Origin of the sequence: Pseudomonas sp. URMO17WK12:I12 (assembly GCF_000514395.1) — a bacterium.
Classification (GTDB): domain Bacteria; phylum Pseudomonadota; class Gammaproteobacteria; order Pseudomonadales; family Pseudomonadaceae; genus Aquipseudomonas; species Aquipseudomonas mucoides.
Genome location: NZ_AZVV01000018.1, coordinates 32517 through 51846, shown reverse-complemented (window position 1 = coordinate 51846; position 19330 = coordinate 32517). Strand labels below are relative to the sequence as shown.

Annotated in this window: 13 protein-coding genes and 1 riboswitch; of the genes, 6 read left to right on the top strand and 7 right to left on the bottom strand. The window is 55.5% G+C overall.

The genetic code is table 11. The features are described from left to right. Nucleotides 1-18 precede the first annotated feature (18 nt). From uca to D882_RS0123805, 6 genes are all read right to left on the bottom strand, one after another. On the bottom strand, nt 19-3648 hold the full coding sequence (uca, locus tag D882_RS0123835; protein WP_027925560.1) for an urea carboxylase: 3630 nt from the start codon (nt 3646-3648) through the stop codon (nt 19-21). 303 nt (nt 3649-3951) lie between these two features. Beyond that, complete coding sequence (locus tag D882_RS0123825; protein WP_027925559.1) at nt 3952-4593, bottom strand: urea amidolyase associated protein UAAP2; 642 nt, start codon at nt 4591-4593, stop codon at nt 3952-3954. An 11-nt stretch (nt 4594-4604) separates the two neighbouring features. Then, nucleotides 4605-5330 (bottom strand): urea amidolyase associated protein UAAP1, encoded by a 726-nt coding sequence (locus D882_RS0123820; protein WP_027925558.1) that lies wholly within the window; start codon nt 5328-5330, stop codon nt 4605-4607. 12 nt (nt 5331-5342) lie between these two features. Further along, on the bottom strand, nt 5343-6131 hold the full coding sequence (locus tag D882_RS0123815; RefSeq protein WP_027925557.1) for an ABC transporter ATP-binding protein: 789 nt from the start codon (nt 6129-6131) through the stop codon (nt 5343-5345). Next, nucleotides 6128-6943 carry an ABC transporter permease gene (locus D882_RS0123810; protein ID WP_027925556.1) on the bottom strand — a complete coding sequence of 272 codons (816 nt, stop codon included), beginning with the start codon at nt 6941-6943 and terminating at the stop codon, nt 6128-6130. Before D882_RS0123810 ends, D882_RS0123815 begins: the two co-directional genes overlap by 4 nt. 16 nt (nt 6944-6959) lie before the next feature. Further along, the gene (locus D882_RS0123805; protein ID WP_027925555.1) at nt 6960-8027 is read right to left on the bottom strand and encodes a putative urea ABC transporter substrate-binding protein; all 1068 of its coding nucleotides are present in this window, start codon (nt 8025-8027) and stop codon (nt 6960-6962) included. Nucleotides 8028-8088: 61 nt separating this feature from the next. After that, nucleotides 8089-8189: riboswitch (guanidine-I (ykkC/yxkD leader) on the bottom strand. A 283-nt stretch (nt 8190-8472) separates the two neighbouring features. Between D882_RS0123805 and D882_RS0123800 the strand changes: the two genes are divergently transcribed. The 5 genes from D882_RS0123800 (at nt 8473) to D882_RS1000000133355 (ending at nt 17267) form a co-directional block, all read left to right on the top strand. Beyond that, complete coding sequence (locus tag D882_RS0123800) at nt 8473-8706, top strand: hypothetical protein (RefSeq protein ID WP_027925554.1); 234 nt, start codon at nt 8473-8475, stop codon at nt 8704-8706. Between the two features lie 167 nt (nt 8707-8873). Further along, complete coding sequence (locus D882_RS1000000132300) at nt 8874-9326, top strand: hypothetical protein (protein WP_081744009.1); 453 nt, start codon at nt 8874-8876, stop codon at nt 9324-9326. A 253-nt stretch (nt 9327-9579) separates the two neighbouring features. Continuing rightward, nucleotides 9580-10785 carry a glycosyltransferase family 4 protein gene (locus D882_RS01000000131385; protein WP_050590235.1) on the top strand — a complete coding sequence of 402 codons (1206 nt, stop codon included), beginning with the start codon at nt 9580-9582 and terminating at the stop codon, nt 10783-10785. 30 nt (nt 10786-10815) lie between these two features. Continuing rightward, on the top strand, nt 10816-11673 hold the full coding sequence (locus tag D882_RS0123775) for a hypothetical protein (protein ID WP_027925551.1): 858 nt from the start codon (nt 10816-10818) through the stop codon (nt 11671-11673). Between the two features lie 2 nt (nt 11674-11675). Further along, nucleotides 11676-17267 carry a calcium-binding protein gene (locus tag D882_RS1000000133355; RefSeq protein WP_027925550.1) on the top strand — a complete coding sequence of 1864 codons (5592 nt, stop codon included), beginning with the start codon at nt 11676-11678 and terminating at the stop codon, nt 17265-17267. 123 nt (nt 17268-17390) lie between these two features. Here the strand turns inward: D882_RS1000000133355 and D882_RS0123765 are convergent, their stop codons facing one another. Next, nucleotides 17391-18503, bottom strand: coding sequence for an enoyl-CoA hydratase/isomerase family protein (locus D882_RS0123765; RefSeq protein WP_027925549.1), 1113 nt, complete (start codon nt 18501-18503; stop codon nt 17391-17393). 132 nt (nt 18504-18635) lie between these two features. Here D882_RS0123765 and ung point away from each other — a divergent pair, with 132 nt between their 5' ends. After that, nucleotides 18636-19328, top strand: a complete 693-nt coding sequence (gene ung / locus D882_RS0123760) for a uracil-DNA glycosylase (protein WP_027925548.1) — start codon at nt 18636-18638, stop codon at nt 19326-19328. Nucleotides 19329-19330 lie beyond the last annotated feature (2 nt).

Here is a 19330-nt window from a genome sequence, read left to right as displayed (position 1 = left end):
ATCCTTTTAGAAATGGGTTCAGTCGAGTTCCAGCACCACGACGCGCTGTCCGGCGCGCACGGCGGAACCGGGCTGCACACGAATCTCACGCACCACACCAGCCGTCGGCGCGAGCAGCGGAATTTCCATCTTCATCGACTCCAGAATCACCAGCACATCGCCGGCTTCCACGCGGCTGCCGGTCTCCACCTGAACCTGCCAGAGGTTGCCGGCGATGTGGCTGTCGACGCTCATTTCACCGTTGGCGAGCGCGGCCTCTTCGGTCGCCTCCGGGACCAGTTCTTCGCTGTCGAAATGCGCTTGGCCGCTGGCGATCCAGCGTTCGCGTTCAGCGTTAAAAGCGCCTTGTTGCTGATCGCGAAACGCAGCGATGGTCTCGGCTTCTTTCGCCAGGAATGCCTGATAGTCCGCCAGGTTCAACTGGCTGTGCTCAATGTTCAGCTCGAAACGCCCGAGCGGGAAGTCCTTGCGGATGCGCAGCAGTTCATCGGCGCTCACCGGGTAGAAACGGATCTGGTCGAAGAAGCGCAGCAGCCACGGTTTGCCATCGAACGCGGCGACTTCGCGATAGCGGTTCCACATCTGCAAGGTGCGCCCGACAAACTGATAACCGCCGGGACCTTCCATGCCGTAGACGCACATGTAGGCGCCACCGATGCCCACCGAGTTTTCCGCGGTCCAGGTGCGGGCCGGGTTGTATTTGGTGGTCACCAGACGATGACGCGGGTCCAGTGGTGTGGCGACGGGTGCGCCGAGGTAGACGTCGCCCAGGCCCATCACCAGGTAGCTGGCGTCGAACACCGTGCGCTGCACTTCGTCGAGGTTGGGCAGGTCGTTGATGCGACGGATGAACTCCAGATTGCTCGGGCACCACGGCGCGTCCTTGCGCACGGTGGTCATGTATTTCTCGATGGCCAACTGGCAGGCCGGGTCGTCCCAGGACAGCGGCAAATGCACGATGCGCGAGGGCACTTGCAGGTCCTTGGCGGCGCACACGGCGTCCCATTCACCGGCGACGATGCCGAGCAGGTCGGCCAGCGGCAGTTGCTCGGGTTGGTAGTGCACTTGCAGCGAACGGATGCCTGGGGTGAGGTCGATCACGCCATGCAGGTGTTTGCTTTCCAGGGCTTGCATGAGGGCGTGGGCGCGGAAGCGCAAAACAAGATCAAGCTCCGGCGCGCCGATTTCGAGCAGCAGGTGAGTATCCCCGGAAAGGCGTGCAACCAGCCGCGTATCCCCCTGACCGATATCCAATACAACAGGCGACATAATTCCCTGTGGGAGCTGGCTTGCCTGCGATGAAGTCGATGCGGTGTCTGGCCTGGCCCCATCGCAGGCAAGCCAGCTCCCACAGGGGGAGTTCCATTTCAATGCGAGGGTGCGGGCGGTCTGGATATCGACCGGGATGAATTGCACTTTGTCCCCGGCCTTCAATTGACCCAGCTGCCAAAGGTCCGCCTCGATCACCGTCACCGGGCACACAAACCCACCCAGACTCGGGCCGTCCGGCCCCAGAATGACCGGCATATCTCCGGTAAAATCCACCGCCCCGATGGCATACGGATTGTCATGAATGTTCGACGGATGCAGACCCGCTTCACCGCCGTCGGCCCGCACCCATTCCGGCTTCGGCCCGATCAGGCGCACGCCGGTCCGGCTGGAGTTGAAATGCACTTCCCACTGGGTCGAGAAGAATGTGCCGATATAGTTTTCAGTGAAGTATTCCGGCGCGCCATGCGGGCCGTAGATCACGCGAATTTGTCGTACGGCAGACATCTCAGCGACTTCAGCCAGTTCGGCACCCGCGCTGCGGTCGAGCAAAGCAGGCACATGCAACACATCCCCCGCCCGCAACGCACGACCGCCATGCCCGCCAAACTGACCGAGGGTGAAGGTGCTTTTGCTCCCCAGATAATCCGGCACCTGCAAGCCACCGCGTACGCACAGATAGCTGCGCGCGCCCGCACCGGCCATCGTGCCGAGGCCCAACGTGGCGCCGGCCGGAATCAACAGCGTCGTATTCATCGCGACGGATTCACCGTTCAGCGTCAGTGGAGTCACCGCACCAGTCACCGCCACCACCGCATCACAATTGAAGCGCAGCAACGGTCCGCTCATGGTGATTTCCAGCGCGGCGGCACCTTCTTCGTTGCCCAGCAAAAGATTGCCCAGACGCAACGCGCGACTGTCCATCGGACCCGACGGTGGCACACCCACCGCCCAATAACCGAGGCGCCCCGGATAGTCCTGAACGCTGGTTTGCGTGCCGGCGCTGAGCACTTCAAAGGTGTTGGCCTGATACACCAGGCCTTCCAGGCAACGCGTCCACGGCTGGCCGCTGGCGAAAGGCACATCCAGCAAAATCTGCCGCAGATAATCGCGGTTGGTTTCCACGCCATAGAGCAGGCTGTCGCCCAACGCCTGATGCAGATCGGCGCGTGCTTCTTCGCGGGTCGGCGCCCAACTGATGACCTTGGCGATCATCGGGTCGAAGTATGGCGGAATCTCGCAACCGGCCTCGACCCAGGTGTCGATGCGCAGTTGGATGCCGTTGGCGGCCGGGAAATTCACGGCAGTGAGCAAGCCTGGGCTTGGCTGGAAATCACGCCCCGGATCTTCGGCATACAGTCGTGCCTGAATCGCATGCCCTTCGGCTTTCAACCCTTGGCTCAACTCACGCAGCGGCGGCAAATCACCCGCCGCGAGTTCGACCATCCAGCGCACCAGATCGACGCCCCAGACTTGTTCGGTAACGCCGTGTTCCACCTGCAAACGGGTGTTCACTTCAAGGAAGTAGAAGCGCTGGTCTTCGCTGTCGAAGACAAATTCCACGGTGCCGGCGCTACGGTAGTTCACCGCTTTCGCCAGTTTGATGGCCGCTGCGCACAGGTCGTCGGCCATGCCTTCCGGAAGGTTAGGCGCCGGGGTTTCTTCGAGGACTTTCTGGTTGCGCCGTTGTACCGAGCAGTCGCGCACGCCGAGGGCAATCACCTCGCCGCGACCATCGCCGAACACCTGGACTTCCAGATGCCGCGCGCGCTGGATGTACTTCTCGATGAACACGCCGGCATCGCTGAAGTTGTTCTGGCCGAGGCGTTTCACCGCCTCGAAGGATTCGCTCAGTTCAGCCGCGCTGCGGCACACACGCATGCCGATACCGCCACCGCCGGCAGTGCTCTTGAGCATCACCGGGTAGCCGACCTGTTCGCCGGCGATCAGGGCGGCGTCGAGGCTGTCGAGCAGTTCGGTGCCTTCGAGCATTGGCACGCCGTGTTGCTTGGCCAGGGCGCGGGCGGTGTGCTTGAGGCCGAACACGCGCAGCTGTTCAGGCGTCGGGCCGATGAAGGCGATGTTGGCAGCTTCGCAGGCTTCGGCGAACGCGGCGTTTTCCGAAAGGAAACCGTAGCCGGGATGAATCGCCGTGGCGCCGGTGGCTTTGGCGATGGCGAGGATTTTGTCGACCGCCAGATAGGTGCCGGCCGCCGCGCCTTCACCGAGGCTGTGGGCTTCATTGGCTTGCAGGATGTGCAGGCTGGCGGCATCGGCTTCGGAGTACACGGCGACGCCTTTGACCTGCAAATCACGCAGGGTGCGCAGGATGCGGCAGGCAATGGCGCCACGGTTGGCAATCAGGACTTTTTCGAACATGGCATAACCCCCGGAGGCGATTGCGCATCAGCCTCGACCTGGGATGCGGGCCGTCCCGCAGTTTTTCGATAGGCGCCAGGGTCGTCCCCGACGGCAGAATCACTTCTCTTGCGAACAACGCCGAACCTGTGGGAGCGGGCTTGCCCGCGATTGGGCCGGCACATTCAACATTGATGTGGCAGACGTACCGTCATCGCGGGCAAGCCCGCTCCCACAGGGTTTAGTGGTGGTTTTACTTTTTGAGGCACTGGCCGGAGCGGGCCTGGCACAGGGTGAACAACCATTTACGCAACCGCGCGATTTTCAGTTCCATACCAGTAACTCCGCAGGTGTCGGGTTGTAGGCGTTGCACGGGTTATTCAATTGCGGGCAATTGGAGATCAGCACGATCACGTCCATCTCGGCCCGCAGATCGACGTATTTGCCCGGCGCCGAAATGCCGTCTGCAAAGGTCAAGCCGCCGTCCGCCGTGACTGGCACGTTCATGAAGAAGTTGATGTTCGGCCCGATGTCGCCCTTGCCCAGTCGCCCGTCGTGGACGCAGGCGCGCAGGTAGTTGTCGCGACAGCTGTGCATGTAGCGTTTTTCCAGGGCGTAGCGCACGGTGTTGCTCTCTTGTGCGCAGGCGCCGCCGAGGGTGTCGTGACGGCCGCAGGTGTCGGCGACGATGGTCAGCATCGGTTTGCCGAGGTTCGAATACAGGACGCTGCCGGTGCTCAGGTAGACGCTGTTTTGCCGACGCAGCGTGCGTTGCACGTCGTAGCGTTCTTTCGGATTGGCCACGCTGTAGAACAGCGTATCGACGGCTTGATTGCCTTCCAGGTCGAGGATGCGCAAGGTCTGGCCGGCCTTGACTTCCATCAGCCACGGTTCGCCGGCCGGGATGGTTGCGCGGTAGATCGCAGTGTCAGGTTGTTTGTGAGCGGTAGCGATTGCAAGTGACATGGCAGCGATCCTCAAGCGAACAAACGGTCGGTGTTGATGAAGCCGCGCTCGTTTTCCGGGCGCGAAGTGCGGCAGTGTTCGGCGACGCTGGCGTCGGCGTTCATCCAGCTGAGCTTCAGCGGTTTTGGCGCGTAGTCGGGCGAGGGGTCCATCGGGTGTTGCAGTGCGGTGAGCACCACCAGTGTGTCCATCGGCGCGTACAACTCGATGTAATCGCCCGCCCGGGAATTGCCTTCGACGAAGTGGAAGCGCCCGGCTTCGTCGACGTCGACGCGGCTGAACAGGTTGAGGGTCATCAGCAGATCGGACAGGCCCAACCCCCACTTGCCGAGCTCGACCAGCAGATTGTCGGTGCCGTTGCGGAAGAAGCCGTTGCGCAGTTCCTGATAGCGGCCGGCGCCGTATTTTTCCGCGACTTCTTCAGCGCAGAGCACACCGCCGAGGCTGTCGCTCCAGCCGCAGGTGTCGGCGGTGATCGCGGCCAGTACGCGGCCCATGTCCGAGTACAGGCAATGGCCACGGGTGAGCTTGGCGGTGTGTTGGCATTTGAGGCTGTCGGGCAGGTTCAGGCGTTCGGTTTTTTCGTTGGCATTGAGCAGCGTCAGGCTGACGTTGGCACCGCCGCGCAGGTCGGTCAGGCGCAGCAGTTGGCCGCGCTTCAACACGAACGAACGATGGCCGCCACCGGGCAGTAATTCTTCGGCGAAGGGGGTGAACAGTTGGGTCGAATCAGTCATGTGCAGATTCCTCTAAGCGATACGAAGCGTGCCTGCCATGGGCATCGGCAGGGCGTCGACGGCGGCACGGGTGGTGCGGCGGTCGCTGTTCAAAGGGATGTCGTAGGTGATGCGCGCGCCATAGGCACCGGGGGCGTGCGGGTCGATGCGAACCTTGTCGAACACCAGCAGACGCGTGCCGAGGCTGAAACCTTCGGACAGGTCGTGGGTGACCATGAACACCGTCAGTTGGGTCTCGCGCCACAGCTCCAGCAGCAAGGCGTGCATGTCTTTGCGGATACCCGGATCGAGCGCGCCGAAGGGTTCGTCGAGCAGCAACACCCGAGGTTTCATGATCAGCGCTTGGGCGATGGCCAGCCGTTGCTGCATGCCGCCGGACAGCTGCGCCGGGTATTTGTCCAGCGAGTGGCCGAGGCCGACTTTGTGCAGCAACACCGAAGCCTGTTCGCGCGCATCACGCTTGGCGCTGCCGAACAGGCGTCCGATCAAGGGCGAGCGCGGCAATTCGAGACCGAGGGCGACGTTGTCCAGCACGGTCAAATGCGGGAACACCGAGTAGCGCTGGAACACCACGCCACGGCTCGAATCCGGTTCGCCTGCCAGGGTTTGGCCATCGAGCAGGATCTCGCCGCGACTGGCGCGTTCCTGGCCAAGCAGCAAGCGCAGGAAGGTCGATTTGCCGCAACCGGAAGCGCCGACCAGTGTGCAGAACTCACCCTCGTTGACGTTCAGGTTCAGGCCTTCGAGCACCACCTGATCGCCGTATTGCTGCCAGACGTTTTTTACCGTGATGAAGCTCATGCGCGTGCTCCTTCATACCAAGGGAAAGCACGTTGGGTCAGGCGCTTCAGGCCCCAGTCCATCAGCCAGGCGAGGAGGGTGATCCACACCACGTACGGCAGGATCACGTCCATCGCCAGGTAACGGCGCACCAGGAAGATCCGGTAGCCGAGGCCGTCGGTCGAGGCGATGGCTTCGGCGGCAATCAGGAACAACCATGCCGAGCCGAGCATCAGCCGCAACGAGATCAGCAGACGCGGCAACAGCTGCGGCAGCACCACGCGCAGCATCAGGGTCCAGGTCGAGGCGCCGAGGGTCTGGGCCTTGATCAGCAACTCGACCGGAATTTCCCGGGCGCGCTGTTCCAGATCACGGGCCAGGGCCGGGGTGATGCCGATCACGATCAGCATCACTTTTGACAATTCCCCAAGGCCGAACACGATGAACAGAATCGGCAGGATCGCCAGCGGCGGCACCATCGACAGCACTGTCAACAACGGTGACAGCGGCGCGCCGAACAGCGGCAACGTCCCGGCCGCCATGCCCAGGCACAACCCTGCCAATGCGCTGATACCGAGGCCGATGGCCAAGCGGCGCAGGCTTGAGGCGCTGTCCTGCCAGAGCAGGTATTCGCCGGTACGGGAGTCGGCGACGAAGGCCAGGCGCTTTACCGCGTCGGTCATCTGCACGGCGCTCGGCAGCAGCTTGTCGTTGGGGTTGTCCATCAGCCGCTCGGCCGAGCCCATGAAGTAGGCGAACAGCACCAGGGCGAACGGCAGGATCACCAACAGCAGGCGACTCGGGCGATCCGGGTGGCGATTGATCAGGCGCATGGCCAGCTCCTCGTGATTACAGCTGGGCGTCAGCAGCCATCTGCACGTAAGTCGGGTCGAAGCGCAGCTTGAGGTTGGACTTGTCACCGCTGGTCACACCGTTGGCGAATGCCATGCCGACCGCGCTGGTGTCCTTGGCGCCTTCGCCGAGCAAGCCGTGCTGGAACGAGAACTCGGCGACTTTGCGCATGGTTTCCGGCAGTTGCTTGCTGGTGGAGAAGTCCAGCGCCTCTTTAGGCGTGGCGAACAATTTGGTGGTGTCCAGTTGCGCCTGGAAACCCGGCAGGTCGGTGCCGGAGGCCTTGGCCATGTGTTCAAGCGCGGCTTTGCTGGCAGCGTTTTTCGCGTTCATCAACTCGACCACTTCGAACCAGGCGCCGGTCAGCGCTTTGCCCAAGGCCGGGTTGTCTTTGAGGGTGGCGCTGTTGACCACCATCATGTCCATGATCTCGCCGGGGATCTGGCTGGAGTTGAACACTTCGGTGACGTCAGGCTTGGCCTTGATGTCCGAGAGCATCGGGTTCCAGGTGGTGACGGCGTTGACCTGCTCGGTGTTGAAGGCGGCCGAGATGTCGGCGTCGGAGGTGTTGACCACTTTCAGGTCTTTCTCGGTGAGGTCGACCGAATCCAGCGCGCGGGCCAGCAAGTAGTGGGAAACCGAGAGCTCCACGAGGTTGACGTCCATGCCCTTGAGGTCGGTGATTTTCTTGCCGTCACCCTTGAGCACAATACCGTCGTTGCCGTTGGAGAAGTCGCTGACGATCAGCGCGGTGCTGTCGACGCCGCCAGCGGCCGGAATGGTCAGCGCGTCCATGTTGGTCATGGTGCAACCGTCGAACTGGCCGGCGGTGTATTGATTGATCGATTCGACGTAGTCGTTGAGCTGCACCACGTCAATCTTGATGCCGTACTTCTTCGCCCATTTGTCGACGATGCCTTGGCTGCCGGCGTATTCCCATGGCATCCAGCCGGCATAAATCGTCCAGCAAACGCTGAAGTGGTCTTTCTGGGCGGCCTGGGACGAGAAACTCACGAAGACTGCGAACGCAGCGGCGAGCAGGGCGGGTAAACGAAGCTGGGACATGGTGGTTCTCCAGTTGATCAGGGGCGGGCAGGAGTCAACGCGGCACCGCGAACGGTGGCTTGTCTCCCGGGCTTTTGTCCCGCCGTGTAACCTCAACTGGAGGTCGCCAACTCTCGGACCAGCCACTCGCACAAGCGAGCCGGAACCCTAGTCAGCCATTGCAAATTGTGGTGCCGCGAACCTGTGATGAACTCCTGCACACAGTTGCTAAAGCGAGAGGCGTGCCAAGTCGACGCGAGCGCTCTAACGCGGGGGATGACGCGCGGATGGGCGCCGGAAGGGCAGGCGCGTTGCCTTTTGATGGTGCGCGGCTGCACCGCAATGGGACGGGGGGGCCGCTGATCTGAAGGTGTTCGTGGTGCAGCACTCGACGCTGGTTTTCCAGTCAAACGCTATGTCAGCCGACCGTTGCCGGCTGCTGTCCCGGGTCTTTTCGGAGGCCGTCATGCTGCGTCGAATGGTGTTCTGTGCGTTGCTGGGTGTGGGGTTGTCTGGCTGCTACTACTACGCAGGCTACGACGACGTGTACACCGCACCTTATTACTACCCCGGTTATTACTCGCCCTATTACTACGGTGGCTATTACAGCCCACGGTATTACGGGCGCTATCGCTATCGTTACTACGGTGGCCACGGTCCACACTATTACAACGGTGGATACCACCGCTGGCACCATTAATCAGCGTGTGAATAGATGAAAAACCTTTCATCGGCCAGATGTTTCAATGTGTTTCAAGAACGCACCAGATTTCGAAATCGATGTCTGATCTTTCGACAGTCACCGAATAATTGACTGTCGCTCGCCAGCGTCGCTGGTGTGGCTCACTCGCGGTCCAGGAGGCCGCCATGAACTGTCGAAAACAGCTCAGCCGAATTCTTCTGATTGCTCTGTCCGGATTGTCCCTGGGTGCTTGCGTGCCCTATTCCGATGGAGGAGACAGCTACTACGGTTCCGAGGTCTATACCTCGCCAGCGCCCACCTATTACGCCGGTGGCAGTTCCTACTATTCCGGTGGCGGGGGTTATTACTCACCACCGCCCCGGTACTACTCACCGCCCGCGCGGTATTACCAGCCAACGCCGCGCTATTACTATCAGCCAAGGGTGTATCAACCGGCCCCGCGTTATTACCAGTCCCGAGGCGATTACCGGGGCCATCAGAACCAAGGGTGGGACGGGCATAACCGAGGCGGCTGGAATAATGACTACCGGGGGGGGGGCGGACGCAACAACAACCACGGTGGACGCGGTGACCACAATGGTCATGGCGATCACGATGGCCGGGGTGGCCACCGGTAGGCATCACAAGACACTTTTTCGAGAAAGCGGCGCGTCAAGCGCCGTTTTTTTTTCCTCAGAAAAAGCTCGTAGGGAGAAAAAAATGAGGGCACTGCCTGATCAATTCGAAATTCACTCGCTTTGCTCCATCTCCTCGGACGTTCTCGGAACCCTCCTACATTTTTATTTCTGAACGTTTGTTAGCGTTTGTGCATTCGTATTGATGTTCGAAAAAATTCAATTAAATCGGGGTGCACATGAAAGAACCTGAATCATGAATTTACTGATTATTCATCAAAACTTTCCAGGTCAATTTCGACACGTTGCGTCGGCGGCGTTGAATCGAGCAGGCGTTAGGGTTACTGCCATTGGACGAACTACTTCTCCAGGCTTGCCAGGAATAAAATTATTCAGATATCGGCCGGTAAGAAAAGTATCAGGTTGTACGCACCCGTTTTTACATAAATATGAAGACGCAATAGTTGATGGGCAACAAGTACGTCGAATATTACTTGGTCTTAAACAAGACGGTTATTGCCCTGGCGTGATACTTGCTCATCCGGGATGGGGTGAAACGCTGTTCATCAAGGATGTGTATCCCGACGTCCCTCTTATTCATTTGTGTGAGTATTATTATCATCCGAAAGGTACGGATGTCGATTTTGATCCGGAATTTCCGTCTACCCCAGATACTTCTTCAAGCCTTCGTCCGCTTAATTCGATGCATTTGTTGAATCTTGAGCAATGTGATATTGGAATTGCGCCAACCCACTGGCAACGGAGTCTGTTTCCTCGAGCGTACCATTCTAAAATTCACGTAATTCATGAGGGAGTACCTCTGCAAGTAACCGAGTATGTGCCGGTTTCCTCTGTGCAGTTAAATAGCGGGTATGTGCTGGAGACCGGGCAGCCAATCGTTACCTATGTCGCCAGAAATCTTGAGCCTTATCGTGGCTTTCATAGTTTTATGAGATCTATTCCTTATATTCAGGCCGAGTGCCCGGATGCCCAAATTGTAATCGTGGGAGGTGATGAAGTCAGCTATGGGCGTTTGCCGAAAGGGTTTGAGAGTTGGCGTAGTAAATTGGTCGCTGAGTTGGATCTGGATCTTTCCAGAATACATTTTACGGGACGGTTACCTTATAAAACTTATAGGGCCATTTTGGAGGTTTCAAAAGCACATGTTTATTTGACTTATCCCTTTGTTTTGTCTTGGTCATTGTTGGAGGCGATGGCGTCTGGGTGTGTTGTCATAGGTTCAAATACCGCTCCAGTTGAAGAGGTTGTCGTTGATGGCGTCAATGGGATGTTAGTCGATTTTTTTGACGCTGAGGCGATAGCTGGAGAAGTATGCAGGGTTTTGCAAAACGCTGATGATTTCAGTTTTATGAGAGAAAATGCGAAATCGACAGCGAGCAGATTTGATCTGAAATACGGAGTGCAAGGCTATTTCGATATTTTTGATCGGGTAATTCAATAGGCTGGTTTATCATTTTAAATGGAGTTTGAAATGTATAAGGTGATTCGCAAGGATGCATATTGGTGGTGTAAAACCATAATCAAGTACGGTTTGGTTGTGGTTCTTTGTTCTTGGTTGGTGAGTTGTTATGTTGAATCGGAGCGCATGGCGGAGGAGCAAGATCGTAGCCGAGAGATATCAAAGAAATGCAATCAAAAACTAGCGGGTATGGAGCATGTTCCAATATTGGGAGGAAGCCTTCTTGATATAGCTAAAATACCGGGGTTCCATTTCGGTTCTGCCACAAGGAATGGCCAGTGCATTGCAACGCTCCTGGAAGGAGACTTCTGGTGGACTGGCACTGAACTTCGCCCCACTTATCAGGACCTCGGGAACGAGCCGTTATCCCATTGGAGGTATTTTAGTTTGGCTGCCAGGTTGTACACAAGGACAGAGTCCACCGAGCCAATTAACATGGGACGTCAGACCAAGGAATGGCCAGAAGAGCTTATTGTGAAGCTCAAGAATTATCCCGGTCTGGAACTCTGGCTCAATGCTCCCCCTCCTAGTGTTGAAAATGAATTCGCGGTAAGCGGTTTTATAATGCGCGATTGGCGCCGAAGTGATGGAACTCCACGAGTGATTGCATGTGATGGTTTGGGTTCTCCATCTAGCGAAGTTTTGGAAAGTGGGTTCAGCAGAGAGGTTTTGTTAACGTTTAATAAATCACAACTGGAAAACCTGGATTTTGGTCAGTTAAATACCCGTTGCACAGTGGGGTTGCATAATTTCGATTTTGCAGGTGGAGACGCTCGTGTTCATCTAGGGACGCGGTCGCTGCGTGTTGCTCCTGCAGCGCTTAAATTTATTAGTGAATATCTTTCGAGTGCCATAATTACAGGGAAGTAATGATGAGTTATGTTTTTAATGCTGAAGAGAAAGAAAAAATTATTGATGCTGTCAGTGTATGCACCGGAATGAAGTTCGATCTGCATGATAAAGAGTATAAGGCAGTTGCGGTGGTGAGTACGAACTGTGAGCCCTTTTATCAAACATTGTCAGATATGATTGGTGAAAAGCTTTCTGGTTTTGTGGTTTTTGATGAGAGTGTCAAGAAGGTTTTCAAGAGTGCTAAGTTGTGGCTTGATGTGGCGATCGATGCGAACGGAGGGAACGGTGCTTATTCAGCGTTGATCCGTGCTTACACAGTGCGGCAAGGACAGTTGCGACTGAATAAAATGTTTAGTGAAGAATTGATGCAGGAGTCATCGAACCAGGTGGCCGTCAACTTCATGAATACTTTGCTGTACGGATCAATTGAATTCAACTTGGCACCGTGGACCGTGCCTGCAATTGACCAAATCGCTTCCATCGATGCAAGCGCCATCGGTAAAATACTGTTTCCTCAGGAAGGAGCGGAAAAAGACACCGCTGCAAGTCGCAACGCTGGATGGTCTGGCACAATTGGCTTTAGTCTGTTGGGCGGGGAATATCCCTATGAAACGTGGCGATTGATTTCGGCAGGTGATCCCGACTCGGAAATAAAAGGAAGACACGAACTGGCGAGAGTTAATAGGCTGGATGATTTTAAGAATATCTTGTTCGCCATCGATTCCTACAATGTAGCGCTTGAAGCAGTGGCCAAAAATTTTGGTTGGAATGCATTTGAGAGCCTGTTTTCAGTTGTGCCTGAGCAGATAAATATTGCGCGCAGCAGTCGAAGTTATAATCCGTTCATCCAGTCTATTATCAAAGGTACACCTATTTCATCCGCGGTGGATTTGATATTAAGGTATGGGGTGAATGCCTTCCTTGATATGTTCAAACTAACCTATGATGGTGTTTCTTCAGCGTCACTCACTACAGATGCAACATTTGCCGCAAACGCCCATGCGTTTTTCTCGTCTTTATCACCGAGCCAATCTCAAAATATTGTTGCCAGGGCAATTAGAGAATATGGCAGCGCTTCTGATTGGGGAACACTAGCGGCCCAGGAGTCGCCTGCCGGGATGGCGCTACGGAATTCCCTGAAATACTTGAGTGAAATAGTCATTGAAAGAATTGACGGTTTTTCAGGGAGGGGACTAGAACTCTACGACTCTAAAACCGGCGAAGGCTTTATCACCGAACGATGGCTGGTTGATCGCGCGGATATGTTAGGTCGCTTGATAGCCAGGACCAACGGATCATTCGGAGAAAACACGATTCAGGCCCATTCCTACTCGGATCTTCAATCAGGTAAACAAGTGTCTATGACTACCGGGGTTTCAAATCCTCTGGTGATGTTTGGTGATGATGGAAGTCGTTCGCTCAGCGGCGGCCCCAATAGCGACCATCTCTATGGTGGCTTGGGTAATGACACGATCATCGGCCTCGAAGGAAATGATTACATTGAAGGTGGTCAGGGGCGTGATTGGTTAAAAGGCGGAGATGGCAGAGACGTGCTACGCGGTATGTCTGGGGATGATGTATTAGTCGGCGGTCAAGGTAACGATATTCTGATTGGAGGCGTTGGCAGTGATCGATACGAGTTTTCGAGTGGTGATGGCGTCGATCAGATTTCCGACTTTGACGTTGATGGCCAGATACTTATAAATGGTTTACCTATTCCTGCCCTTAAGCGTAGTGGTCCTCTGAGCAATACTTGGGTTACGGAAGATGGGGCTATCGCTTTAACTGTCATCGAAGAGCTTTCTGAAAAAACGCTCCATATCAAATACGGCCGGAATGATCTGGTTTTTATTAAACACTTCACGCCTGGCATGTTGGGCATCCTTCTCCCGGATTACCAAAGCCAGGACTTTTCAGGGCCTGGTCTAACCGTCGTGGGCGACTGGAAAGCAAAAGACACCGACCCCACTGTTCCCGGTGATCAGCTCGCTCATGATGAATTGGGCAACGTTATCGTGCGTAAGGTGAAGCAGAGAAATAAGGCAGATGTGCTTCACGGATCGACGAACGACGACGTCCTAATCGGGCTTGGTGGCTCCGATCAGCTATTTGGTAAAGCCGGAAATGACCGGTTGTTTGCAGATCAGCCGTTAACAATCGAACAAGCGATGGCTGCTGGAGCTGGTCCCGGAAAGGCAAGTCGTGGCGATTGGCTTGATGGGGGGCAGGGTGAGGATCTACTCGTGGGCACTGAGTCCCGAGACGTGCTGCTCGGTGGCGACGGTCCAGATACGCTCATTGGAGGAGCTGGCGATGACAATTTATCCGGTGATGATGTGACCGGGATGCTGGAAAAAACCTGGAATTTCAAAAGGATTGATGTCCCCATTGGTGAAGGTGTCGTTAGCAAGCGTAACGTCTTTGCCCGTGCCTCTCTCAGCGCTCCTGCGGGAGGTGGCAATGACGTTCTTTTTGGTCAGGGAGGCAGTGACTTTATCAACGGCGGCTGGGGCGATGATTTACTCGATGGTGGAACTGAAAATGATGTTTTGAGTGGCGATGGGGGGAATGACACTCTTCATGGTGGCAACGATAACGACATTTTGTTGGGTGACAACCTGGATTGGGGAGGCGGTCTGCAAAGTCGGCACCACGGCAACGATTTGTTGGAGGGGGGCGATGGTAATGATTCCCTGGCCGGTAATGGTGGTAGCGATGTGTTGTACGGCGGTCTCGGTAACGATGAGCTGACCGGCGATGACTTTGTTTTGCAGGGTGTTGAGGGTAACGCAGCAAATTACTTCGGTAATGATTTTCTGGATGGTGGTGCAGGTGACGACACTCTCCAAGGTGGCGGTGCTGATGATTCTCTTTATGGCGGCGCCGGCAACGATGTTTTATCCGGGGATTACTCCGATCACCCGGCTCGATACCAAGGTAATGATTTTCTAGATGGCGGTACTGGTGATGACACGCTTCGAGGCATGGGGGGCTCCGACACGCTGATAGGGGGCGAAGGGAATGACGCCTTGGATGGAGACGAGCACAGCCAGCCAGCCGGACTAACCAATAATGACTACATTCGAGGTGACGCTGGAAACGATACGCTCTGGGGAGGCTTAGGCGCCGACACGCTTCACGGTGGTGCCGATGATGACTTCTTGCTGGGTGATTATGAGCAAACACCCGAAACAGAGCACGGAGCGGACTATCTTGATGGCGGTTCAGGAAATGACACCCTAATAGGCGGTGGCGGAAACGACACTTTGTATGGTGGTGCAGGTGCAGATTACCTTCGCGGTGGTTCCGGTAATAACGTATATAAAGGAGGCCGCGGCAACGACTATTTGGATGGGGAAGACGGCGATGATACCTATCATTTTGGCATTAGTGATGGGCTCGATGTTATTGCTGATGCAGGCGGAAACAACGTCATAAAGTTCGACCCTGGATTTACTGTGGGTAATTTAAAAGCTGACATCATTGTTGTAGATGTTGATCCGGTATTACGAATTTTTAACGGGCTGGGTGATGTTGTTCTGATTCGTGGTTACGATAAATGGCAATATTCATCGTTCAGTTTTAGTGACGGTTCTGTTTTAAGTTTTCAGGACGTTATGAAAATAGTCCATGGCCCGACAGATGTTTCGTCCTTGGCGGAAACGTTTGTGGTGCAAGGTGTAGACGACAGCGTCATTGGGGCTCCAAATAATACTCATATTAAGTCGCAATTAGGAGATAAAGAAAAAACCAATGGGGCGGAGGATGCCAATAATGCTGTGGTTGATATTCCACGAGTTGAAGCTGAAGCTAGTAAATTGTGGAGCGAAGAGTTTCTGGTGAATATGAAAAAGCGCCGCTCGGCATTCATACTAGCATCGGGTTTTGTGCTGAATTCTCAGGGTGCCTGGAGCAAAAATCATATCGTTGATGACGACTACAGCTACCACGAAAAAACTAACATAATTGTTGAACGCTTCCAGGCAGGATCATTGTCAGAGACCCCGGAGCGAATGAGTCTGGTTTCTGGGAGGGCGGTAATTAGCGAAAGAACTTCAAGTGCAACGTCCCATGCTGAGTCCAGACTCCCTGTAGTAGGCGGTATGAAATACAAGCCAAAACAAGAGCCACAGTATTACCCCTCCGGCTCAAGCCATGGTGGTTTTTCTTTAAGTGCTGGGGAAGTTATTGTCGAGCATAAAAGCGCGACTGGTTTCATTCAAGGTTGGTATGTGTATCCACCTGGAAGCTTCGAAGGTAGTGAGTTGAGTTATAAGAAATTCATTTGGGATGTGACGACTGAATCTATCACTCACCAAATTGTTCAAGGCGATGATGAGGGTGGCAGGGTAAATCTCGAAGCCGGTAATATTTTTCATGGTGGAACAGGTGACGACTTGGTGGTTACTTATGAGGCTCCCAATATTTTTTATCGAGAGTATGAGGATAGGATGTCCGGTGCGTTTTTGTCAGGCGGGGCAGGAAACGATACGCTGCTCGGATCAGAGGGCCAAGATTATTTGATCAGTGGCTCAGGGCATGATTGGCTTTACGGAGGAAATGGTCCAGATACTTATATAATAGCCGCGCATAGTGGAGCGACTACTATTGTTGCGGATATTTTAAGCCCTGTTTTTCTTCGTCCAGAAGTGGGCGTTGCCGAGTGGAAAGCTGAGTTCGGATTAGACGATACGGACACCATTAGATTTCCTGAAGGGGTAACGCTTGAGCAGTTGCAGTTAAGCTGGGGTGCTGTGTTAGTTGAGGCGGTTAATATTGAGTTGGCGCCAAACCCCAAACCCGACACCTATCGCAATCCACCCCGTGGACAGATGCTGTATTCGACACTTGATATCTCTTGGAGTAAAGATCAACAAGTTCGCATTGTATTGCCGAATGCTAGTGATCTCGGCGGTTCTGGCATTGAAGTTGTGAAGTTCGCAGATGGGTCAGACATCAGTCTGGAACGCCTTATAAGTAATGGTGAATTGGGTCCCGCGCCTGATACTTATCGCCACGGTGTTTTTATCGATAATGCGCCGGAGTTTGTCTCCCTTAGGGATGATAAAAAACTCCCCCTTGTTGGCGGTCAAGGTAATGATACTTTGAGCGGTAATGGAGATATGCGGGGCATGCAGGGGGATGACGTGATCTCGGGTGGTGCAGAGGACGATATCCTGTGGGGAGGGCCTGGTAACGACACTTTAAACGGCGGCGCGGGTAATGATATTTACAAGTATGAGGGGCTTGGAAGAGATTTAATTGTTAATGCGTCTGGCGGTATGGATGGAATCGATTTTACAGACTTTGGTGCATCCATTCATCAGTTGAAATTTCATCGCGATAATAACGATCTCGTCGTAGTGGTGAATTATGGTGTGGCTCCGAAGATACGAGTGGCCAATCATTTTTTAGGCGGTGACTCCGCGATAAGTTTTGTAAGAACTCAAGGAATGGATAGAACCACTCAGGACTACACCGCTGATCAATTGGTTGGGCTTCTACATCCTCTACCCCCGCTAAGGGATATGGACGATATATTTCTACGTGGTGAGGAGGGGGTTTTGGAGGCGACCAAGGAAATAGCTGAATTTTATGGGCTTAAAATTTAGCTACAGCCCCGAAAAAAAACAGGCAGTGATTATTAGCTAGATCGTACCAAGCGACTTGATCTTGAATTAAAGCCGCCCGCGATAGCCTCCTTTAATATGGCTATCGCGGACAACGCCAGCATTTTAGTATTCGGATAAATCCGCCAGCGGATGCCGACCTTCCCAAGCCTTCTGAAAGTGCGCATCCACCACCGCACCCGGCACATTATTGATGTCTGGCCAATGCCAATGCGGTTTCTGGTCCTTATCAATCAACCGTGCCCGCACACCCTCGCTGAATTCCGGATGACGGCAGCAGTTGAGGCTCAGGGTGTATTCCATCTGGAAAACCTGAGCCAGAGACATATGCCGGGCCCGGATGATTTGCTCCCAGACCAAGTGCGCGGTCAGCGGCGAGCCTTCGCTCAGGGTTTTTGCGGCACGGCTGAGTAACGGATCGGCGCTGTCGCGTTGCAGGCTGATGGCTTTCCAGGCGCAACTCACATCACTGACATCCAGCAGTTCATCGATGTGCTGGCGCCGTGGCAACCACTGGGCTTCGGGCATTTGTGCAACCGCTTCCTGCTGCAAGGCCTTGAGCAAACTGTTGAGTTGCATCGGCGTTTGCTCCTGCCAGTTCAGCTGCAGCAACCCTTGGATCAATTCCTCTTGCTGTTCATCCAGCAGGAAGCGGTCGGCGAGGTCCAGGTCGATGGCATCGCGTCCGTTCATATGGGCGCCGGTCAGGCCCAGAAACAGGCCGAGTTTGCCGGGCAGTCGCGAGAGGAACCAACTGGCGCCAACGTCCGGGTACAGGCCAATGCTGATCTCGGGCATCGCCAGCCGACTGCTCGGCGTGACAATCCGGATGCTCGCGCCTTGCAACAACCCCATCCCGCCTCCGAGCACATAACCATGGCCCCAGCAGATCAACGGTTTCGGGTAGGTGTGCAGTTTGAAGTCCAGGCGATATTCCGCCGCAAAGAAGTGCGCGGCCAGGGGCGGCACCTCTCCGGGATGCGCACGACAGGCTTCCACCAGGCTGCGCACTTCACCGCCCGCACAGAAGGCCTTGGCGCCGTTGCCGCGCAGTAACACGCAGACGATTTGCGGGTCCTTGGCCCAGGTGTCCATTCGATCGCTCAGGGCGTTGATCATCGGCAAGGACAGGGCGTTGAGGGACTTTTCGGCATCGAGGCTGGCGATGCCGATGCGCGCGCCGTCGGTGCCGGTGAGTTCTTCGAAGTGCAGATTCATCGTGACCTCGATCGGGAATTTGAGCGTTCAGTATGATCGCTGTTGAGGAAAGTGCCGGATGTGCGTCAGATCAATTGACAAGCGTGATGGGCTTTCCTAGGGTTCGCCCCATTGTTTTTGCCGGATGTAACCATGACTGCTGACGACCGTATCAAACTCGAACCGAGCTGGAAGGAGGCACTGCGTGCCGAATTCGACCAGCCCTATATGGCGCAGTTGCGTGAATTCCTGCAACAGGAGCGTGCGGCAGGCAAGGAGATCTATCCTCCGGGCCCGATGATCTTCAACGCACTCAACTCCACGCCGCTGGACAAGGTCAAGGTCGTCATCCTCGGTCAGGATCCCTACCACGGCCCGGGCCAGGCCCATGGTCTTTGCTTCTCGGTGCAACCGGGCGTCCCGGCACCGCCGTCGTTGGTGAACATCTATAAAGAGTTGAAGCGCGACCTGAACATCGATATTCCCAGCCATGGCTACTTGCAGAGCTGGGCCGACCAGGGCGTGCTGATGCTTAACACCACCATGACGGTCGAGCGCGCCAATGCCAATGCGCACAAGGATAAGGGCTGGCAGTTTTTCACCGACCGGATCATCGAGGTTGTCAGCGAGCAGCAGCCGCATCTGGTGTTCATGCTGTGGGGCGCGCATGCCCAGAGCAAGCAGAAGCTGATCGACGCGACCAAGCACCTGGTGCTGACGTCGGTGCATCCGTCGCCGTTGTCCGCGTATCGCGGATTCCTGGGCTGTGGGCACTTCAGCCGGACCAACAAGTTTCTTGAGCAGAATGGCGAGACGCCGATTGAGTGGCGGTTGCCGCCACTCTAAAA

Coding starts and splice junctions, on each gene's coding strand:
- uca (WP_027925560.1), bottom strand. CDS start 3,648: ATGTTCGAAAAAGTCCTGATTGCCAACCGTGGCGCCATTGCCTGCCGC.
- D882_RS0123825 (WP_027925559.1), bottom strand. CDS start 4,593: ATGTCACTTGCAATCGCTACCGCTCACAAACAACCTGACACTGCGATC.
- D882_RS0123820 (WP_027925558.1), bottom strand. CDS start 5,330: ATGACTGATTCGACCCAACTGTTCACCCCCTTCGCCGAAGAATTACTG.
- D882_RS0123815 (WP_027925557.1), bottom strand. CDS start 6,131: ATGAGCTTCATCACGGTAAAAAACGTCTGGCAGCAATACGGCGATCAG.
- D882_RS0123810 (WP_027925556.1), bottom strand. CDS start 6,943: ATGCGCCTGATCAATCGCCACCCGGATCGCCCGAGTCGCCTGCTGTTG.
- D882_RS0123805 (WP_027925555.1), bottom strand. CDS start 8,027: ATGTCCCAGCTTCGTTTACCCGCCCTGCTCGCCGCTGCGTTCGCAGTC.
- D882_RS0123800 (WP_027925554.1), top strand. CDS start 8,473: ATGCTGCGTCGAATGGTGTTCTGTGCGTTGCTGGGTGTGGGGTTGTCT.
- D882_RS1000000132300 (WP_081744009.1), top strand. CDS start 8,874: ATGAACTGTCGAAAACAGCTCAGCCGAATTCTTCTGATTGCTCTGTCC.
- D882_RS01000000131385 (WP_050590235.1), top strand. CDS start 9,580: ATGAATTTACTGATTATTCATCAAAACTTTCCAGGTCAATTTCGACAC.
- D882_RS0123775 (WP_027925551.1), top strand. CDS start 10,816: ATGTATAAGGTGATTCGCAAGGATGCATATTGGTGGTGTAAAACCATA.
- D882_RS1000000133355 (WP_027925550.1), top strand. CDS start 11,676: ATGAGTTATGTTTTTAATGCTGAAGAGAAAGAAAAAATTATTGATGCT.
- D882_RS0123765 (WP_027925549.1), bottom strand. CDS start 18,503: ATGAATCTGCACTTCGAAGAACTCACCGGCACCGACGGCGCGCGCATC.
- ung (WP_027925548.1), top strand. CDS start 18,636: ATGACTGCTGACGACCGTATCAAACTCGAACCGAGCTGGAAGGAGGCA.